The 13,728-nt window shown below is 72.8% G+C and carries 16 protein-coding genes and 2 pseudogenes; 9 read left to right on the top strand and 9 right to left on the bottom strand.

Going from position 1 to position 13,728, the window contains the following annotated elements:
• Window positions 1–365 (top strand): annotated as a pseudogene (locus EAO75_RS34070) (ABC transporter permease); the annotation flags it as partial.
• Here EAO75_RS34070 and EAO75_RS34065 read toward each other — a convergent pair.
• On the bottom strand, window positions 322–1,263 hold the full coding sequence (locus EAO75_RS34065) for an ATP-binding cassette domain-containing protein (protein WP_147999032.1): 942 nt from the start codon (window positions 1,261–1,263) through the stop codon (window positions 322–324). The pseudogene EAO75_RS34070 and the gene EAO75_RS34065 sit on opposite strands and share 44 nt — an antisense overlap.
• 154 nt (window positions 1,264–1,417) lie before the next feature.
• Between EAO75_RS34065 and EAO75_RS34060 the strand changes: the two genes are divergently transcribed.
• From EAO75_RS34060 to EAO75_RS34050, 3 genes are all read left to right on the top strand, one after another.
• On the top strand, window positions 1,418–2,131 hold the full coding sequence (locus EAO75_RS34060) for a TetR/AcrR family transcriptional regulator C-terminal domain-containing protein (RefSeq protein ID WP_147999031.1): 714 nt from the start codon (window positions 1,418–1,420) through the stop codon (window positions 2,129–2,131).
• Window positions 2,132–2,205: 74 nt separating this feature from the next.
• Window positions 2,206–2,484: a hypothetical protein gene (locus EAO75_RS34055; RefSeq protein WP_147999030.1), complete on the top strand. Its 279-nt coding sequence runs from the start codon at window positions 2,206–2,208 to the stop codon at window positions 2,482–2,484.
• A 129-nt stretch (window positions 2,485–2,613) separates the two neighbouring features.
• Window positions 2,614–3,435 carry a carboxypeptidase regulatory-like domain-containing protein gene (locus EAO75_RS34050; protein WP_147999029.1) on the top strand — a complete coding sequence of 274 codons (822 nt, stop codon included), beginning with the start codon at window positions 2,614–2,616 and terminating at the stop codon, window positions 3,433–3,435.
• A gap of 126 nt (window positions 3,436–3,561) precedes the next feature.
• Here the strand turns inward: EAO75_RS34050 and EAO75_RS34045 are convergent, their stop codons facing one another.
• The gene (locus EAO75_RS34045) at window positions 3,562–4,020 is read right to left on the bottom strand and encodes an FxLYD domain-containing protein (protein ID WP_147999028.1); all 459 of its coding nucleotides are present in this window, start codon (window positions 4,018–4,020) and stop codon (window positions 3,562–3,564) included.
• A 175-nt stretch (window positions 4,021–4,195) separates the two neighbouring features.
• On the opposite strand from EAO75_RS34045, the gene EAO75_RS34040 reads away from it, so the two are divergent.
• Window positions 4,196–4,783: a hypothetical protein gene (locus tag EAO75_RS34040; RefSeq protein ID WP_147999027.1), complete on the top strand. Its 588-nt coding sequence runs from the start codon at window positions 4,196–4,198 to the stop codon at window positions 4,781–4,783.
• On the opposite strand, the gene EAO75_RS34035 is transcribed toward EAO75_RS34040, so the two are convergent.
• The 4 genes from EAO75_RS34035 to EAO75_RS34020 all read right to left on the bottom strand — a co-directional run bounded on the left by EAO75_RS34035 (window position 4,743) and on the right by EAO75_RS34020 (window position 7,478).
• Entirely contained in the window at window positions 4,743–4,931 is a 189-nt protein-coding gene (locus EAO75_RS34035; protein ID WP_187284697.1) for a hypothetical protein, read from the bottom strand. The two genes, EAO75_RS34040 and EAO75_RS34035, sit on opposite strands and share 41 nt — an antisense overlap.
• An 88-nt stretch (window positions 4,932–5,019) precedes the next feature.
• Complete coding sequence (locus EAO75_RS34030) at window positions 5,020–5,388, bottom strand: DUF6479 family protein (protein WP_147999026.1); 369 nt, start codon at window positions 5,386–5,388, stop codon at window positions 5,020–5,022.
• A gap of 69 nt (window positions 5,389–5,457) precedes the next feature.
• Entirely contained in the window at window positions 5,458–5,910 is a 453-nt protein-coding gene (locus EAO75_RS34025) for a VOC family protein (protein WP_147999025.1), read from the bottom strand.
• An 89-nt stretch (window positions 5,911–5,999) separates the two neighbouring features.
• On the bottom strand, window positions 6,000–7,478 hold the full coding sequence (locus tag EAO75_RS34020) for an MFS transporter (RefSeq protein WP_147999024.1): 1,479 nt from the start codon (window positions 7,476–7,478) through the stop codon (window positions 6,000–6,002).
• Between the two features lie 250 nt (window positions 7,479–7,728).
• Here EAO75_RS34020 and EAO75_RS34015 point away from each other — a divergent pair, with 250 nt between their 5' ends.
• Complete coding sequence (locus tag EAO75_RS34015; protein WP_147999023.1) at window positions 7,729–8,244, top strand: MarR family winged helix-turn-helix transcriptional regulator; 516 nt, start codon at window positions 7,729–7,731, stop codon at window positions 8,242–8,244.
• Window positions 8,245–8,292: 48 nt separating this feature from the next.
• Window positions 8,293–9,018 carry a response regulator transcription factor gene (locus EAO75_RS34010; protein ID WP_147999022.1) on the top strand — a complete coding sequence of 242 codons (726 nt, stop codon included), beginning with the start codon at window positions 8,293–8,295 and terminating at the stop codon, window positions 9,016–9,018.
• A gap of 2 nt (window positions 9,019–9,020) precedes the next feature.
• Here EAO75_RS34010 and EAO75_RS34005 read toward each other — a convergent pair whose 3' ends face one another.
• Entirely contained in the window at window positions 9,021–9,815 is a 795-nt protein-coding gene (locus EAO75_RS34005; RefSeq protein ID WP_147999021.1) for a class I SAM-dependent methyltransferase, read from the bottom strand.
• A 150-nt stretch (window positions 9,816–9,965) separates the two neighbouring features.
• Between EAO75_RS34005 and EAO75_RS34000 the strand changes: the two genes are divergently transcribed.
• Window positions 9,966–11,927: a right-handed parallel beta-helix repeat-containing protein gene (locus EAO75_RS34000; RefSeq protein WP_261989548.1), complete on the top strand. Its 1,962-nt coding sequence runs from the start codon at window positions 9,966–9,968 to the stop codon at window positions 11,925–11,927.
• A 57-nt stretch (window positions 11,928–11,984) separates the two neighbouring features.
• On the opposite strand, the gene EAO75_RS33995 is transcribed toward EAO75_RS34000, so the two are convergent.
• Window positions 11,985–12,611, bottom strand: coding sequence for a DUF305 domain-containing protein (locus EAO75_RS33995; RefSeq protein WP_147999040.1), 627 nt, complete (start codon window positions 12,609–12,611; stop codon window positions 11,985–11,987).
• 120 nt (window positions 12,612–12,731) lie between these two features.
• Window positions 12,732–13,163 carry a DUF6153 family protein gene (locus EAO75_RS33990; RefSeq protein WP_261989547.1) on the bottom strand — a complete coding sequence of 144 codons (432 nt, stop codon included), beginning with the start codon at window positions 13,161–13,163 and terminating at the stop codon, window positions 12,732–12,734.
• Between the two features lie 185 nt (window positions 13,164–13,348).
• Here EAO75_RS33990 and EAO75_RS46175 point away from each other — a divergent pair.
• Window positions 13,349–13,728, top strand: a pseudogene (locus tag EAO75_RS46175) (hypothetical protein); the annotation flags it as partial.

Raw genomic sequence — 13,728 nt, 5'->3', positions numbered from 1 at the left:
GCCCGACCCGTCCCCGAAAGGACACCCCGATGACCACCGCCACCACCCCCGCGCCCACCCGCTCCTACGCCTTCCGCGACTCGATGACGATGCTGCGCCGCAACATCAAGCACATGCTGCGCTATCCCTCCCTGACGATCCAGATCGTCACGTTGCCCGTCCTGATGCTGCTGCTGTTCGTGTACGTCTTCGGCGGCGCGATCGGCGAGGGCATCGGCGTCGGTGACCGCGACGCCTACATCAACTACCTCGTCCCCGGCATCATCGTCATGGCGGTGGTCATCGGGGTGTCCTTTCGGGGACGGGTCGGGCGGCGGCGGGTCAGGCGGCGGTCGTGGTGGTCTGCCGGGTCTCGGTCAGCGTGAGGAACACGTCGTCCAGGTCGGGGGTGYGCACGGTGAGCGACTCGGCCTCGAGCGCCGCGGCCTCCAGCAGGTCGAGGACCGCGCGCACAGTGGCGGGGGTGCCGTCGCCCGGGACCTGCAGGGCGAGGTTCTCGGGGTCGCGCTGAGCGACCTCGAACACCCGGGCTGCGGCGTCGAGTTGCCGCTCGTCGGCGAACCGGAGCCGGATGTGGCTGCCGGGGATGCGGCGCTTGAGCTCCTCCGCGGTTCCCTCGGCGACGAGCCGGCCGCCGTGCAGCACGGCGATGCGGTCGGCGAGCTGGTCGGCCTCCTCCAGGTACTGCGTGGTGAGGAAGATCGTGATGCCCAGGTCCTCGACCAGGCCGCGGACCAGTTCCCACACGGTGCGGCGGCTGCGCGGGTCGAGGCCGGTGGTCGGCTCGTCGAGGAAGATGATCCGCGGGTTGCCGACCAGGGTCATGGCGAGGTCGAGCTTGCGGCGCATACCGCCGGAGAAGGTGGAGGCGGGCTTCTTCGCCTCCTTCGCCAGGTCGAAGCGCTCCAGCAGTTCGGCGCTGATCCGGCGGCCCTCGCCGCGGCTCAGGTGATGCAGGTCCGCCATCAGCAGGAGGTTCTCCTCGGCGGTCAGCAGCCCGTCGACCGCGGCGAACTGACCGGTCACGCCGATGGACCGGCGTACGTCGTCGGCCTGCCGCACGAGGTCGTACCCGCCCACGCGGGCTTCGCCGGCGTCCGCGCCGATCAGCGTGGACAGGATCTGGACGGTGGTGGTCTTGCCCGCGCCGTTCGGGCCGAGCAGGGCGAAGACCGACGCCTCGGGGATGCGCAGGTCGATGCCGTCGAGCACCGACTTCTCCCCGTACGACTTGCGCAGGCCCTGTGCGTGGATGGCGGTCATGACTCTCCCCGGTGATGTGGATCGCGGTGTGGATCGGCGACTTGAACGGTGTGCAACTCGATGACTTGCACACCGTAAAACCAGACTTGCACGGTGTGCAAGTCTTTTCGGCGAGAAACTTTTACGGCGTGCAAGTGGCGGTTACGCTGGTCCCATGGCGCGAGAGACCCTGAACCGTGAACAGATCGTCCGCGCGGCGATCGAGCTGCTGGACGCCGAGGGCATCGACGGGCTGAGCATGCGCAAGCTCGGCCAGAAGCTGGGCTCGGCGGCCACCGCGATGTACTGGCACGTCGGCAACAAGGAGAACCTGCTGGTGCTCGCGGCCGACGAGGTGTGGAGCGAGGTCCGGCTGCCGGACGTCCCGGCGGTGGGATGGCGGACGGCGGCGCGCGAGCTGATGTACGCCGCCCGCGAGCTGTGCGACCGGCACCGCTGGCTGGTGCGGGTGATCACCACGTACGCGGGCTACAGCGAGGGCATGGCCGGCTTCCAGGAGCGTGCGTACGAGACCTTCGAGGCGGCCGGGTTCCGGGACGCCGACCTCGACTGGGCGGTCAGCACCCCCTTCATGTTCGTGACGGGGCTGGCGTTCATGAGCGCGACCGACGCCGCCGAGGTCAAGGAGCGGACGTCCGCGGACGGGGCCGCGCAGTCCGAGGCGGATGCCGCGCTGGTGGCCCAGGCCGCCGCCATCGCGGAGAAGTATCCACGGCTGCTGGCCAGCATGGAGGGGCAGGCGCAGCGCGGGCAGACCTTCTCGGAGCAGGTCGACGCGGTCTTCGCGTTCGGCGTGGAGACGATCCTCGACGGGCTGGCGGCCCGGCTTGCGGCGCGGGCGGACGCCGTCCGAGTGGTCTCCGAGTGAGATCCGGGTGAGAGGCGCGCGCCGCACGCGTGGCAAGCGGGCGGCGCCGCCCCGCTGCCCGAGGATCCGAACGCGTGGCACGCACCTTCGACGAACTGGTCGCGATGCAGCAGGCGGCGGACCAGGCACACAGCCGGGTGGAGGAGCTGCGGGACCGGTACGGCCCGCCCACCCGCACCCCGTGGACCCAGCCGCAGACCGAGGCCTACGAGACGGCCTGGCGCACCTGGCGCGACCTCGCCCTGGCCGTCCAGACGGCCGTCACCGAACACGCGACGGAGCAGGGCGCGGCCCGCAGCCAGACCGAGGCGGACGTGAAGGCGGCGGCCCGGCATCCGGGGGGCGGGCTGTGAAGCCGGACGGGTGGTAGGCGTCGCGCGCTCGGCTCGTACGGGCCAACAGTGCGTGTCATCGGCGGGCGTGGCCGGGAGAATCGCAGGTGGGGGTGGGGTGCCGCCGACGTGTGAGGAGCTCCGCCGACGATGAGCAGGTCCCGCAGGTCTTGGAAGACGTCGGCTCTCGGGTTGCTCGCGGTGGCGGGCGCGCTCGTCGCGCCGGGGACGGCATACGGCGGTGCGGGCCCCGCAGGACCCGTCGGCCACGACTTGTGGGGCGCCGCGACCATCGAGCCCGGCCGCGAGGGCGTCGTCCAGGTCGCCGGCTACGAGGGGGAGCCGCTGGGCGCGGGATCGGTGCTGACGTTGACGGCGCCGGCGAAGACGCGCGTGACGGGTGCGCCGTTGGCCGGGCTCGGATACCGGGGCGCGGTGGCGGTGGGCGGGAACAGCGGGACGTACACCTTCGTGGGGGCGTCCCCGTCGGCAGGGGCGCCGGTGTCGGCGTGGAACGGCCCTGCCTTTCCCTTCGTCCTGTCGGTCCCCGCGAACGCCGAACCCGGCACCCGACTCCCCGACTGCACCCTGACCCTGAGGGACGCGGCGGGCGCCGTGCGCGGGCGCGGCACCTGTTCCGTGACGGTCGGTCTGCCCGCGCCGACCCTGTCCCGCCCCACGTCGGGCGTACCGCTGGGCGCGTTGCCGCAGGCGTCGGGCGCGGCCTACCCGGGCGCCCAGGTCACGGTCCGCGACGCGCTGGAGCAGGAGGTCTGCGCGACGACGGCGGCGCCGGACGGCACCTGGTCCTGCGTACCCGGCCTCGCCCTCCCGGCCGGCACGGGCCGCCTCCAGGCGACGGCCACCCTGAACGGCGTCAGCGCGCTGAGCGAGCAGATCGACATCCTGGTGGTCGGGTCGGCACAGGAGCAGCACGACACGGTGTCGGACGGCGGGGGCGGGCGGCTCTAGGGCGCGGAGAGCGCATGGCGCGGCATCGCGTGGCATCGAGTGGCGTCGCGCGGGCCTCGCTTGGCGCCACACGGTGCCGGGTGGTGCCCTCGTGTGAGAGCTGAAAGCCGACGGCCCGCTTCGGCGCTAGTAGCGCACCGCCGTCTCCACCTCCGCCCGTACGTCCCCACTCAGGTCGCGCGTGCTCTTGGCCGTGGCTTTGCCGGACTTGTTCGCCGCCACGTCGGACACCGTCACCACCGCCGCGTCGAGCAGATTGCCGTTCTCGTCCTTGAAGTTGACCTGGACGGCGAAGGACTTCGTCGAGTCCGTGGTGTTGTCCGCCGTGACCTCCACCGACGCGCGGCCGTCGGAGTCGGTCGTCGGGTCGCCCAGCTTCACCGAGTCCGTGGCGTCGATGCCGCCCTTGATCTCGTCGAGTTGGCGGTTCGCCTCTGCCGTCGCCGAGGCGAAGGCCGACGCCGCCTTGCTGGTCACCGACGAGGGGGTGTCCTCGTCGGAGCAGGACGCCAGGGCGGGCACGGCCAGGGCGGCGGCCGCCAGGAGGATCGTGGCGGTTCTCCGGCGGGGGCGGTGAGCGGGCATACGGGGCTCCAAGGGTGCGATCCGGTCCCTTCAGTGAAGATCCGCACCGCCCCCCGCGCACTTCGGGCGTCACCCGATCGGCGCCTCCCCCGTGGTGGGCACCCCCCGACCGGCCGATCGTCGTACCGACCGCGGAACCGTCCGCGGAACACGCGAGAAGTGGGGTACGGCAGCCATGAGCCAGCAGCAGCCGCAGTCGCATGCGAGCGATGCCGCCCATAGCCCTCCGGGAACGCGGACGGCCGGTGGATCCGGTGGACCGGGTGGATCAGGTACGTCCCGGGCGACCTGGCCGTCCGCAGGCGCCGACACCACGCCGGGCACCGCACCCGGCCCCGCCCCCGCCTCCGGCTCGGTCACCGGCGGACTCGTCTTCGCAGGTGTACTGATGCTGGTGAACGGGCTGCTCGCCATCCTCCAGGGCATCTCCGCCATCGCCGAGGACGACGTGTACGCCCGGATCGGCGACTACGTGTTCAAGGCCAACCTCACGGCATGGGGCTGGATCCTGCTCTGCCTCGGCGTGGTCGCCGTCGGCGCCGGTGGGGGCATCCTTCGGGGAGCCTGGTGGGCGCGGATCACCGGTATCTTCCTGGCGTCCCTGAGCATGGTCGCCCACTTCCTGTTCCTGCCGTACACACCGGTCTGGTCCGTGGTCATGGTGGGGATCGACTTCTTCGTGATCCTCGCGCTCGCCCTGGCGCCGGACGCCTCGGACGCGGCTAACGCCGCGCAGCGCGGTAACGCCTCAGCAGCTCGCTGACCCTGGCCGGGTCCTTGCGGCCGTTCAGCTCGGTGAGCAGGTCGTCGGGGCACAGCTCGTAGTGGTCGCCCCAGAAACGGCGGCCGTGGTTGTCCCAGATCCGATAGCCGCCGGGCACACCCCTGGCCACATAGCGTCGCCTGCTCAATCAACCCCCAGCCCGAGCCACCCTGTCCTGTCCGGACAGGGTGGCATCAGGCGATGGCCCCCGTCGCGCTCTTTTCCGGCTCCCCGGCTCAGCCGTGTCCCAGGCCGCCCCCTCCGAAGGCCCCGCTCTTCCCGGGCAGCCAGCGTTTGCGGTGCTGGTCCTCGCTGCGCCTGCTGCCCGCGTGGTGCAGCTCGTGCGGCAGGAGGCGTTCCCGGCCGACCGCGTGCGGGACCTCGTCCGGCTCCCGCAGCTCCCGGACCTCATGGACCGCGCCGGTGTCCGGCAGGTGTGTTTGTTCCTCGGGAGTGGGCCGTGGCAGCTCTCGGTCACGGACCCGCATGCCGAACTGCACGGCCCAGACCAGTGCACCGGCGATGACCATTCCACCAACGAAGGCGGCGATCACGTTGAGTACTTCGCTCGACGTGGCCGCTAGTTCAAGCGTCGCCGTACTCATGCCCCAATTATCACCGAAACGGATGAATAAGCTCCCGCAGGAATGAGCGGTTCCGTCGCTCCGGCGGATCTACGCGCGTTCGCCTGCTTCGGCGTCCGCCTCACCCAGTTCCGTGAACAGCGTCAGCTGAAGGGCGCCGGGCGCTTCGAGGCGTGAGTTGAGGGAGTTCCACGGCGTGCGGGTGGGCTCCGCCAGGACCTCGGCCCCGGCCGCCGCCAGCCTCGCCGTGGTGGCCGTGGAGTCGTCCACCTGGAAGGCGACCCGGATGTGCCCGGCGACCCGGCGGCCGACCTCCACCTCGTCGATGAAGCCGGCGTGGTTCGGGTCGGTCAGCTCCAGCGTGGCCCTGCCCGCCTCCAGGATGGTGACCCGGCCGTCGGGGGAGGAGAACGCGGCGCGCTCGGGGAGGCCGAGCTCGTCCCGGTAGAAGCGCAGCGCCTCGTCGTAGTCGGCCGCCGTCACCACCAGGCGGAGCTCGTGCACGCGGGCGGCCGGTTCGGCCGGTGTTGCGGACTCGGACATGTGCGGCTCCTCTTCGACGGTCGTGACGGGGCAACCGGGCGCCGGGGCGGGTGATTCCCGCGCCCGTGCCCACCTCGTCCCGGTCTTCCTCAGCCGGCCCTGACCGCGGCCCGCTCGGTCCCGCCCGCGGTGGCCGCCCGGTCGGCGTTGGCACGCTGCCTCGGGATGAGCGTGGCAAGGGCGAAGGCCAGCAAGGCCGCTCCGGCGCCGATGGCCATGACGACCTTGAAGCCGTTCTCCGAGGGCAGGGCGTGCCCGCCGAAGTCGGTGGTCATCTGAGCCAGGACGACGCCCGCGATGGCGCTGGCGAACGAGGTGCCGAGCGAGCGCATCAGGGTGTTCAGGCTGTTGGCGGCGGCCGTCTCGGAGGGGTCGACGGAGCCCATGATCAGCGCGGGCAGGGCGCCGTAGGTGAAGCCGACGCCGGCGCCGATGATGCAGGAGACCAGGATCAGGTGCCAGACCTCGCTCATCAGCACGATGTTCAGGCCGTACCCGGCGGCCACGATCAGCGCGCCGATCATCAGGGTGACCTTGGGGCCCTTGGCCTTGGTGACGCCCGCGGAGACGGCGGACATGGCCATCATCACCAGCCCCTGCGGGGCCAGCACCAGGCCGACGGTCAACATCGACCTGCCGAGGCCGTACCCGGTCTGCTCGGGCAGCTGGAGCAGCTGCGGCAGCACCAGCGACATGGCGAACATCGAGAAACCGAGCGCGACCGAGGCCAGGTTGGTGAACAGCACCTGCGGCCTGGCGGTGGTGCGCAGGTCGACCAGCGGCTGCTTCGCCTTCAGCTCCCACCGGCCCCAGGCGAGCAGGATGACGACCGCCGCGGTGCCCAGGCCCAGCGTCGCGGCGCCGGTCCAGCCCCAGTCGCCGCCCTTGGAGACGGTCAGCAGCAAGGAGACCAGCCCGGCGGACAGACCGAGCGAGCCGACCAGGTCGAAGCGCCCGCCGGTACGCACCCTGGACTCGGGCACGATCAGCAGGACCAGCAGGAAGGCCAGGGCACCCAGCGCGGCCGAGACCCAGAACAGGATGTGCCAGTCCCAGTTGTCGGCGATGAACGCGGCGGCGGGCAGCCCCAGCGCACCGCCCACGCCGAGCGAGGCGCTCATCAGCGCGGTCGACCCGGCCAGCCGCTCGGCCGGCAGCGCGTCGCGCATGATGCTGATGCCGAGCGGTACGACGGCGGCCGCGAGGCCCTGAAGCGTACGGCCGACGATCATCGGTACGAGGGAGTCGGCGAGCGCGCACACCACCGAGCCGGAGACCAGCAGGACGATGCTGGTCAGCAGAATCCGCCGCTTGCCGATCATGTCGCCGAGCCGCCCGACGACCGGCGTGGCCACGGCGGCGGCGAGCAGGGTCGCGGTGACCGCCCAGGCGGTGTCGGACGCCGAGGCGTCCAGGAGCTTCGGCAGCTCCGGGACGATCGGGATGACCAGGGTCTGCATCAGCGAGACGACGATCCCGGCGAGCGCCAGCACCGCCACCACGGCGTTCGGCTTCGGCGGGGCGGACTTCCCTCCCGCGTCGGCGGGTCGGGCGATTGCGTCGGACATGGCGGAGCCTCCATCAGGGGTGGGTGCACAGGTGCTGTGGGTCGGGTCGACCGGGCCCGGCGGCGGACTGGGGGGAGTCGTGCCGCCGCCGGGCCGGTGACCGCGCCGGCCCCCGTCCCCACAGGGCTCCGACGCGTCGGGACCGTCTCCGCTCAAGGCGGCCCCGCTCAGAAGCAACCTTCGTTGCTTAACTTAGGCAAGCATGAGCAGGTTACTTAAGTCAAGCAAGCATTTGCGGTACGGTGGGCCCATGCCCGCATCGACATCCGCAGCAGCGCCGAAGCCGCCCGCCGTCCCGACGGACATCGTGGAGATCGAGAGGTGCCTCACCCGGGTCGCCTACCTGGCGGGCCGGGCGAGACAGCACGAGTACCTGATGGCCATGGCCGGACTGTCCCTCGACCGGGCCGCCGTGGCGATCCTGCGCCGCCTCGCCGAGACCGAACCGATGCGGCCCGGCGTGCTGGCGGGGCTGCTGGCCGTGGAGGCGTCCCATGTCACGCGCCAGGTACAGCAGTTGGAGCGGTCCGGGCATGTGGTGCGGGCCGCCGACCCGCACGACCGGCGGGCCCGGCGCATCGAACTCACCGATGCGGGCAGGGCCGCCGTGGACCGCGTCCGGGACGCGAGCCGCGTCGGCATGCGGATGGCCCTGGCCGACTGGTCCGACGAGGACCTGCGGCAGCTGGCCGCGCTGTTCCACCGCATGGTCGACGACTTCGTCACCCACGCCGAGGTCCCCGCCGACCTGGGCCCCACCGCCTGACGGACCCGTTCCCGCGCCCAGCGCATCCCCCACACGAAGGGTGTCGCCATGACCGCGAACCTCTCGAACCTCCTGGACAAACCCCCACCCCCGCGCGGGGACGGACAGCGGGTCCTGGTCGTCGCCGACGATCCGGGAGACAGCGAACTGCTGCGCACCACCCTCCAGTTGGCGGGGTACCGGGTCGGCACGGCGGGCACCGGAGCGCAGGGGCTGGACCGGCTGACGGGGCACGGTTTCGACCTCGCGGTGTGGGACGCCGTCCTGCTGTCCCACCTCACCCGGCTGCCCCGCGCCGCCTCCCGCCCGGCCGGCCCGCCGGTGCTCTTCCTCACCACCTGCGACTCCCTGCACCGGCTCGTCCCCGAACTCGGCGCGGGGGAACAGGACTACGTCACCAAGCCCCTGCGGATCGCCGAGGTCCTCGCCCGCGTCGACGTCCTGCTGCGCCGCCGGCGCCCCGACGGTCACACGGGCCCGCTCCGCTACGGCGATCTGGTCCTGGACGACGCCACCTGCCGTGCCCGCCGCGGCTCACGCCCCCTCGACCTCACCCCCGCCGAGTACCGGCTGCTGCGCCATCTGCTCGGCAACGCCGGGTGCGTGCTGTCGAAGGAGCAGATCGGCCGGCATGTGTGGGGGGAGTTCCGGGCGGGCGAGGCCATCGAGAAGCTCGTCTCGCGGCTGCGCCGCAAGGTGGACCGCGATCCGGGGGAGCCGGCGCTGATCCACACGCGGCGCGGGTTCGGGTACTGGCTCGGGGGCGCCGCCTGACGTCAGGGCCGTACGCCCCGCACCGCCCAGGCCCGTGCCGTGAGCGGGACGGAACCGTCCGGTGCGACGGGCACCGCGGCGCGCAGGGCGTCGCGCAGGCGGTCGCGGGCGGCCGGGGTGAGGGAGGCGACGTAGCCCGGGGCGGGGCCCTGACCGGCGAGGAAGGGGTCCCACAGGTCGGCGAAGTCGCAGAAGACGGTGGGCACCTCGACCGGGGTCGTCGAGATGGAGTTGAGTCCCGCGTCGGTCCACAGGCTGTGGAGGGCTTCCGGGCGGCAGTCCGGGAAGCGGCGGGCCTCGTCCAGCGCGGCGGCGGCCGGGTCGGCCGAGGCGGCCGCCGTCCAGAAGTGGTGCAGGAGGCCCATGCCGTCGCCGTAGTCCCAGACGTACGCCGCGACCAGGCCGCCCGGACGGACGGCCCGCGCCAACTCCCGTACGGCAGCGGTCGGTTCGGGCAGGAAGTTGAGGGTGAGGCCGCTGACCGCCACGTCGAAGGCGCCGTCCCGGACGGGCAGCGCCAGGGCGTCCCCCACGACGAAGCGCGGGCCGCGCACCGCACGGGCGGCGGCGGTCACGAAGCCCTCGGAGCGGTCGCAGCCCAGCACGTCCCGGGGGCGGTGCCGCTGCGCGACCAGCGCCGACAGCACACCCGTGCCGCACCCCACGTCCAGCCAGCGCAGAGCGTCCGCGCGGTCGAGCCATGCCAGGAACTCCCGTGCGACGAGCCGGCTCCACCGGCCCATGTACCGCTCGTAGGCGGCTCCCGACGTCCACACGTCGAAGTGCTGCTCTGCCATGCCCGTAACGATCCTCCGTCCGGCGGGGTCCGAAACCTCCGTATGCCGCGACAGCTACCAAAGACGCAGCGCGAGCGACGATCGGCCGACGCGCGCCGGGCCGCCTTCGCTCGACCATGGACCCGTCCGGCTGACGGGAGGAGCGGGAACATGGCGGACCTGCGGGTCGGGGCGGTCGTCTCGGCGATGGTGGTGGCGCTGTCCGGTGGGACCTGGGCGGCCCCGCCCACGGCTGCGGCGACGGGCGGGCGCCCGGCCGCGCAGGAGTTGTACGTGGCGCCGTGGGGGAACGACGGGTGGCCGGGCACGTTCGAGCGGCCCTTCGCGACACCGGGGCGTGCCCAGCAGGCGGTGCGGGCCAGGACGGCCGCGATGACCTCGGACATCGTGGTGAACCTGCGGGGCGGGACGTACCGGCTGACGGCTCCGCTGCGGATGTCGCAGGCGGCCGGCGACTCCGGCCGGGGCGGCCACCGGGTGGTCTACCAGGCGTACGGCTACGGCACGGCGCGGCAGGAGCCGGTGACCTTCAGCGGTGGCCGGCGGATCGGGGGATGGCGGCCCGACCCGGAGCGGCGGGGCGTGTGGCGGGCGGACGTCGCCGCGCTGGAGACCCGGCAGCTGTACGTGGAGGGCAGGCGGGCGGCGCGGGCGAGCCTGGGCGACGGGATCCCCGGCAAGCTGAAGGTGACCGGCACCGGCCTCACCACCACGAGCGCCGTCCCCCGTAGCTGGCGCGCGCCCCGCGACATGGAGCTGCGGTTCCGGTTCGACTACCTGGAAGGGCGTTGCGGCATCGCGGGCATCTCGCGCGGCCCGCGCAACGGGACGACGATCGCCATGGACCAGCCGTGCTGGCGGCTGGCCCGCGACCTGTACGGGCCGGAGCTGCTGGCCCTGCCGTCCGACGTCGAGAACTCACCCGACTTCCTGGAAAAGCGCGGGAGTTGGTACCTCGACCGCTCCCGTCCCGGACACCACGCGCTGCTGTACCGGCCGCGGGCGGGCGAGGACATGCGGCGCGCGGACGTGACGGCGCCGGTGCTGCAGACGCTGGTCGGCGGGAGCGGCGGCGCGGGCCGGCCGGTGCACGACATCGCGTTCAAGGGGCTGACGTTCGCGCATGCCGGATGGCGGGCGCCGAGCGAGCCCGCCGGATTCGCCGCCGCGTGGAGCATGTACCTGCGGCCGGGCAAGGGGGACGAGATCAGGCTGCTCACCGTGCCGGGGAACGTCGCCTTCCGCGATGCCGAGCGGATCGCCTTCCAGGGCAACCGGTTCGTCCATCTCGGCGCCCAGGGGCTCAAGTTCTCCGGGGACAGCTCGCACAACACGGTGGACGGCAACGTCTTCACCGACATCTCCGACGGAGGCGTCGCGCTGGGCGTCCTGCCGCCCGACACGACGGGCACGAGCCGCGGCAACCGCGTCACCGACAACTGGATCCACCACACCGGGGCGGACTACCACGCCTCCTCCGGCATCTGGGACGGCGGCAGCCGGCGGACGACCCTCGCTCACAACCAGGTCGACCACGTGCCCTACACCGGCATCCTCTCCGGCCCCGCCGAGGACGTGCGCGGCCTGATGAGCGGCAACCGCATCGTCGGCAACCGGGTCTTCGCGACCAACCGGCTGCTGGCCGACGGCGGCGGCATCTACCTGCGCGGCGAACAGGGCACGTCGTACGCGGACGGCGCGGTCGTCAGCGGCAACGCCGTCACCGACAGCGCCTACGGCATGTGGAACGTCGGCATCTACACCGACGACAGCAGCAGGTGGATCACCGTGCGCGACAACGCCGTCCACGACTACCGGGCCTCGATCGGCGGGTGCAGCGAGGACTGGGGCGACCGGCCCGTCCGCAACGTCCGCTTCCACGGCAACTTCTGGGACGACACCGTCCCCGACTGGCTGCCGCGCCGGGACTACCCCGGCGGCTGGCCGCCCGCACCGGACTGCGGCGACCCGAAGAACCTGGAGTTCCGGGGCAACACCCTGCTGACCCCGGCCGACGCCGCCGCGGACTGCGCGGCGCGCGCGGTGTGCGCCGGGATCGTGGACCGGGCCGGGCCCAGGGAGCCGTATCAGCGGCGGTTGGGGCTGAGGTGACGGGGGCGGCGGGCGGCGGTCCGTGGGTGTGGGGGAGGGCCGCCGCCCGCCGGAGCGTCAGCTGCCGGTCTTGCCGAGCAGCTTGTTCATCTCCTCGATCTCGGCGCTCTGGGCGGTGACGACGGCATCGGCCAGCTTCGTCGCCGGTCCGTACCGGCCCTCGGCCTTCTCGGTCCGGGCCATCTCCACCGCGCCCTCGTGGTGTTCGACCATCAGGGTGAGGAACAGGGTGTCGAAGGCCTTGCCGGACGCCTTCGTCAGCTCGGCCATGTCCTTGTCGTCCATCATCCCGGCCATGCCGGAGCCGCCCGAGTGGCCGGAGTGGTCCATGCCGGGCGCGGCCGACGGCACGTCCTCACCCCAGGACTTCAGCCAGCCCGACATGGTGCGGATCTCGGGGTCCTGGGCCCCGCGGATGCGCGTGGCGAGGTCCTTGACCCCGGCGGACGAGGCGCGGTCGGCGGCCATCTCCGCCATCTGCAGCGCCTGCTGGTGGTGCGGGATCATGCCCTGCGCGAAGGAGACGTCCTGGTCGTTGTGCGCGCCGGCGCTCGCGGAGGACGAGGCGGACGGGCCGGCGGCGGTGTCCGAGCCGTCGCCGCCGCACGCGGCGAGGACGAGGGCGGCGGTGACGGCCGTCGCGGCCAGGGCGGCGCGACGGACGAGGGGACGCGTGCGCGTCATGCTGGTCATGGTGAGAACTCCTGCGGTGTACGTGAGTTGCCGCGCCCTCGCGAGGGCGTGACACGGGCATGGCTGAGTGCCGTACGCCCCAGCGGTGAGGGGGGACGGCTCGGCCTTGTCCTAAGTCCGCAGGATCTGGAGTTCGGCCAGTGAGGGAGGCGCGCGCCCGCTGTCCGGCGCGGTGGCCGGGGAGCGGTGACCGAGGTCGTCCATGACGCCGGACCCGGCCGGATCGGGCACCGGGGCCGGGAACGCGGGACCGGCGCCGACGGCACCGGAGGCGCAGGTCGGGTCGGCGTGCTGGGCGTGTCCGCCGCCCGTGCCGTTGCCGTGGCAGACGGACTCGGCGGTCGTGGCCGTCATCGCCGTCGCAGGGCCGCTCATGGCGCGGGCGTGCCCGTGACCTTGCGCGCTGTGCGGGGCGAGCGGGTTGCCGGGCCCGAGGGCGTGCATCCCGAACAGCCCGGCGAGCAGCCCGAGCAGCACGAGCAGACGCCACGGTCCCGGGATCGGGAGCCGCGGCGCACGGTGCTGCTGTGCATGGGCTGTCACGCCCTCATCGTACGGATGCGACGGCGGACCGACTCAACGGGTCACCGTCGGCGCGTGCGGGCGGGGCAGACGACTTTGCCATCTCTTTACAACCCGCCCCACGGCCGAATCGTCTCTTCGCTCGACCCGTCACCCAGCCCGCCGGGCACGGCAATACCGGCGGACCGACGAAAGAGAGCACGTCCATGCGCCGAACCACGCTCAGCGCCCTGGTTCTGACCTGCGCCGCCGTCCTGGCGGCGGGCACGCCCGCGTTCGCCGACTCGGCTTCCCCGGTCCCCAGCGACGAGCCGACCCGGGCCTCGTCCCCCGCCCCCGGCGGCGACCTTCGTCGTACGGCGTCGGCGGGCGAACGGGGCATGACGGGGCTGTCCAGGCGGGCGTTCACCACTGCGGCGATGGCGTCGCTGCTGGTGGGCTGCGCCGGGCAGGCCACTGAGCAGGACGCGAACGCGAGCAACAGAAGGTCGCGGGGGAGGGAAGGGGCGGACGAAGGCCCGTCCTCCGGCTCCTCGGCATCCACGAACTCGGCGCGCGCACTGGGCCGTTCGGCCCCGGTCCGGCT

Source organism: Streptomyces sp. UW30, from assembly GCF_008042075.1.
Classification (GTDB): Bacteria; Actinomycetota; Actinomycetes; order Streptomycetales; family Streptomycetaceae; genus Streptomyces.
Note: the sequence above shows the minus strand (reverse complement) of the source record. Positions and strands in the feature narration are given on the sequence as shown.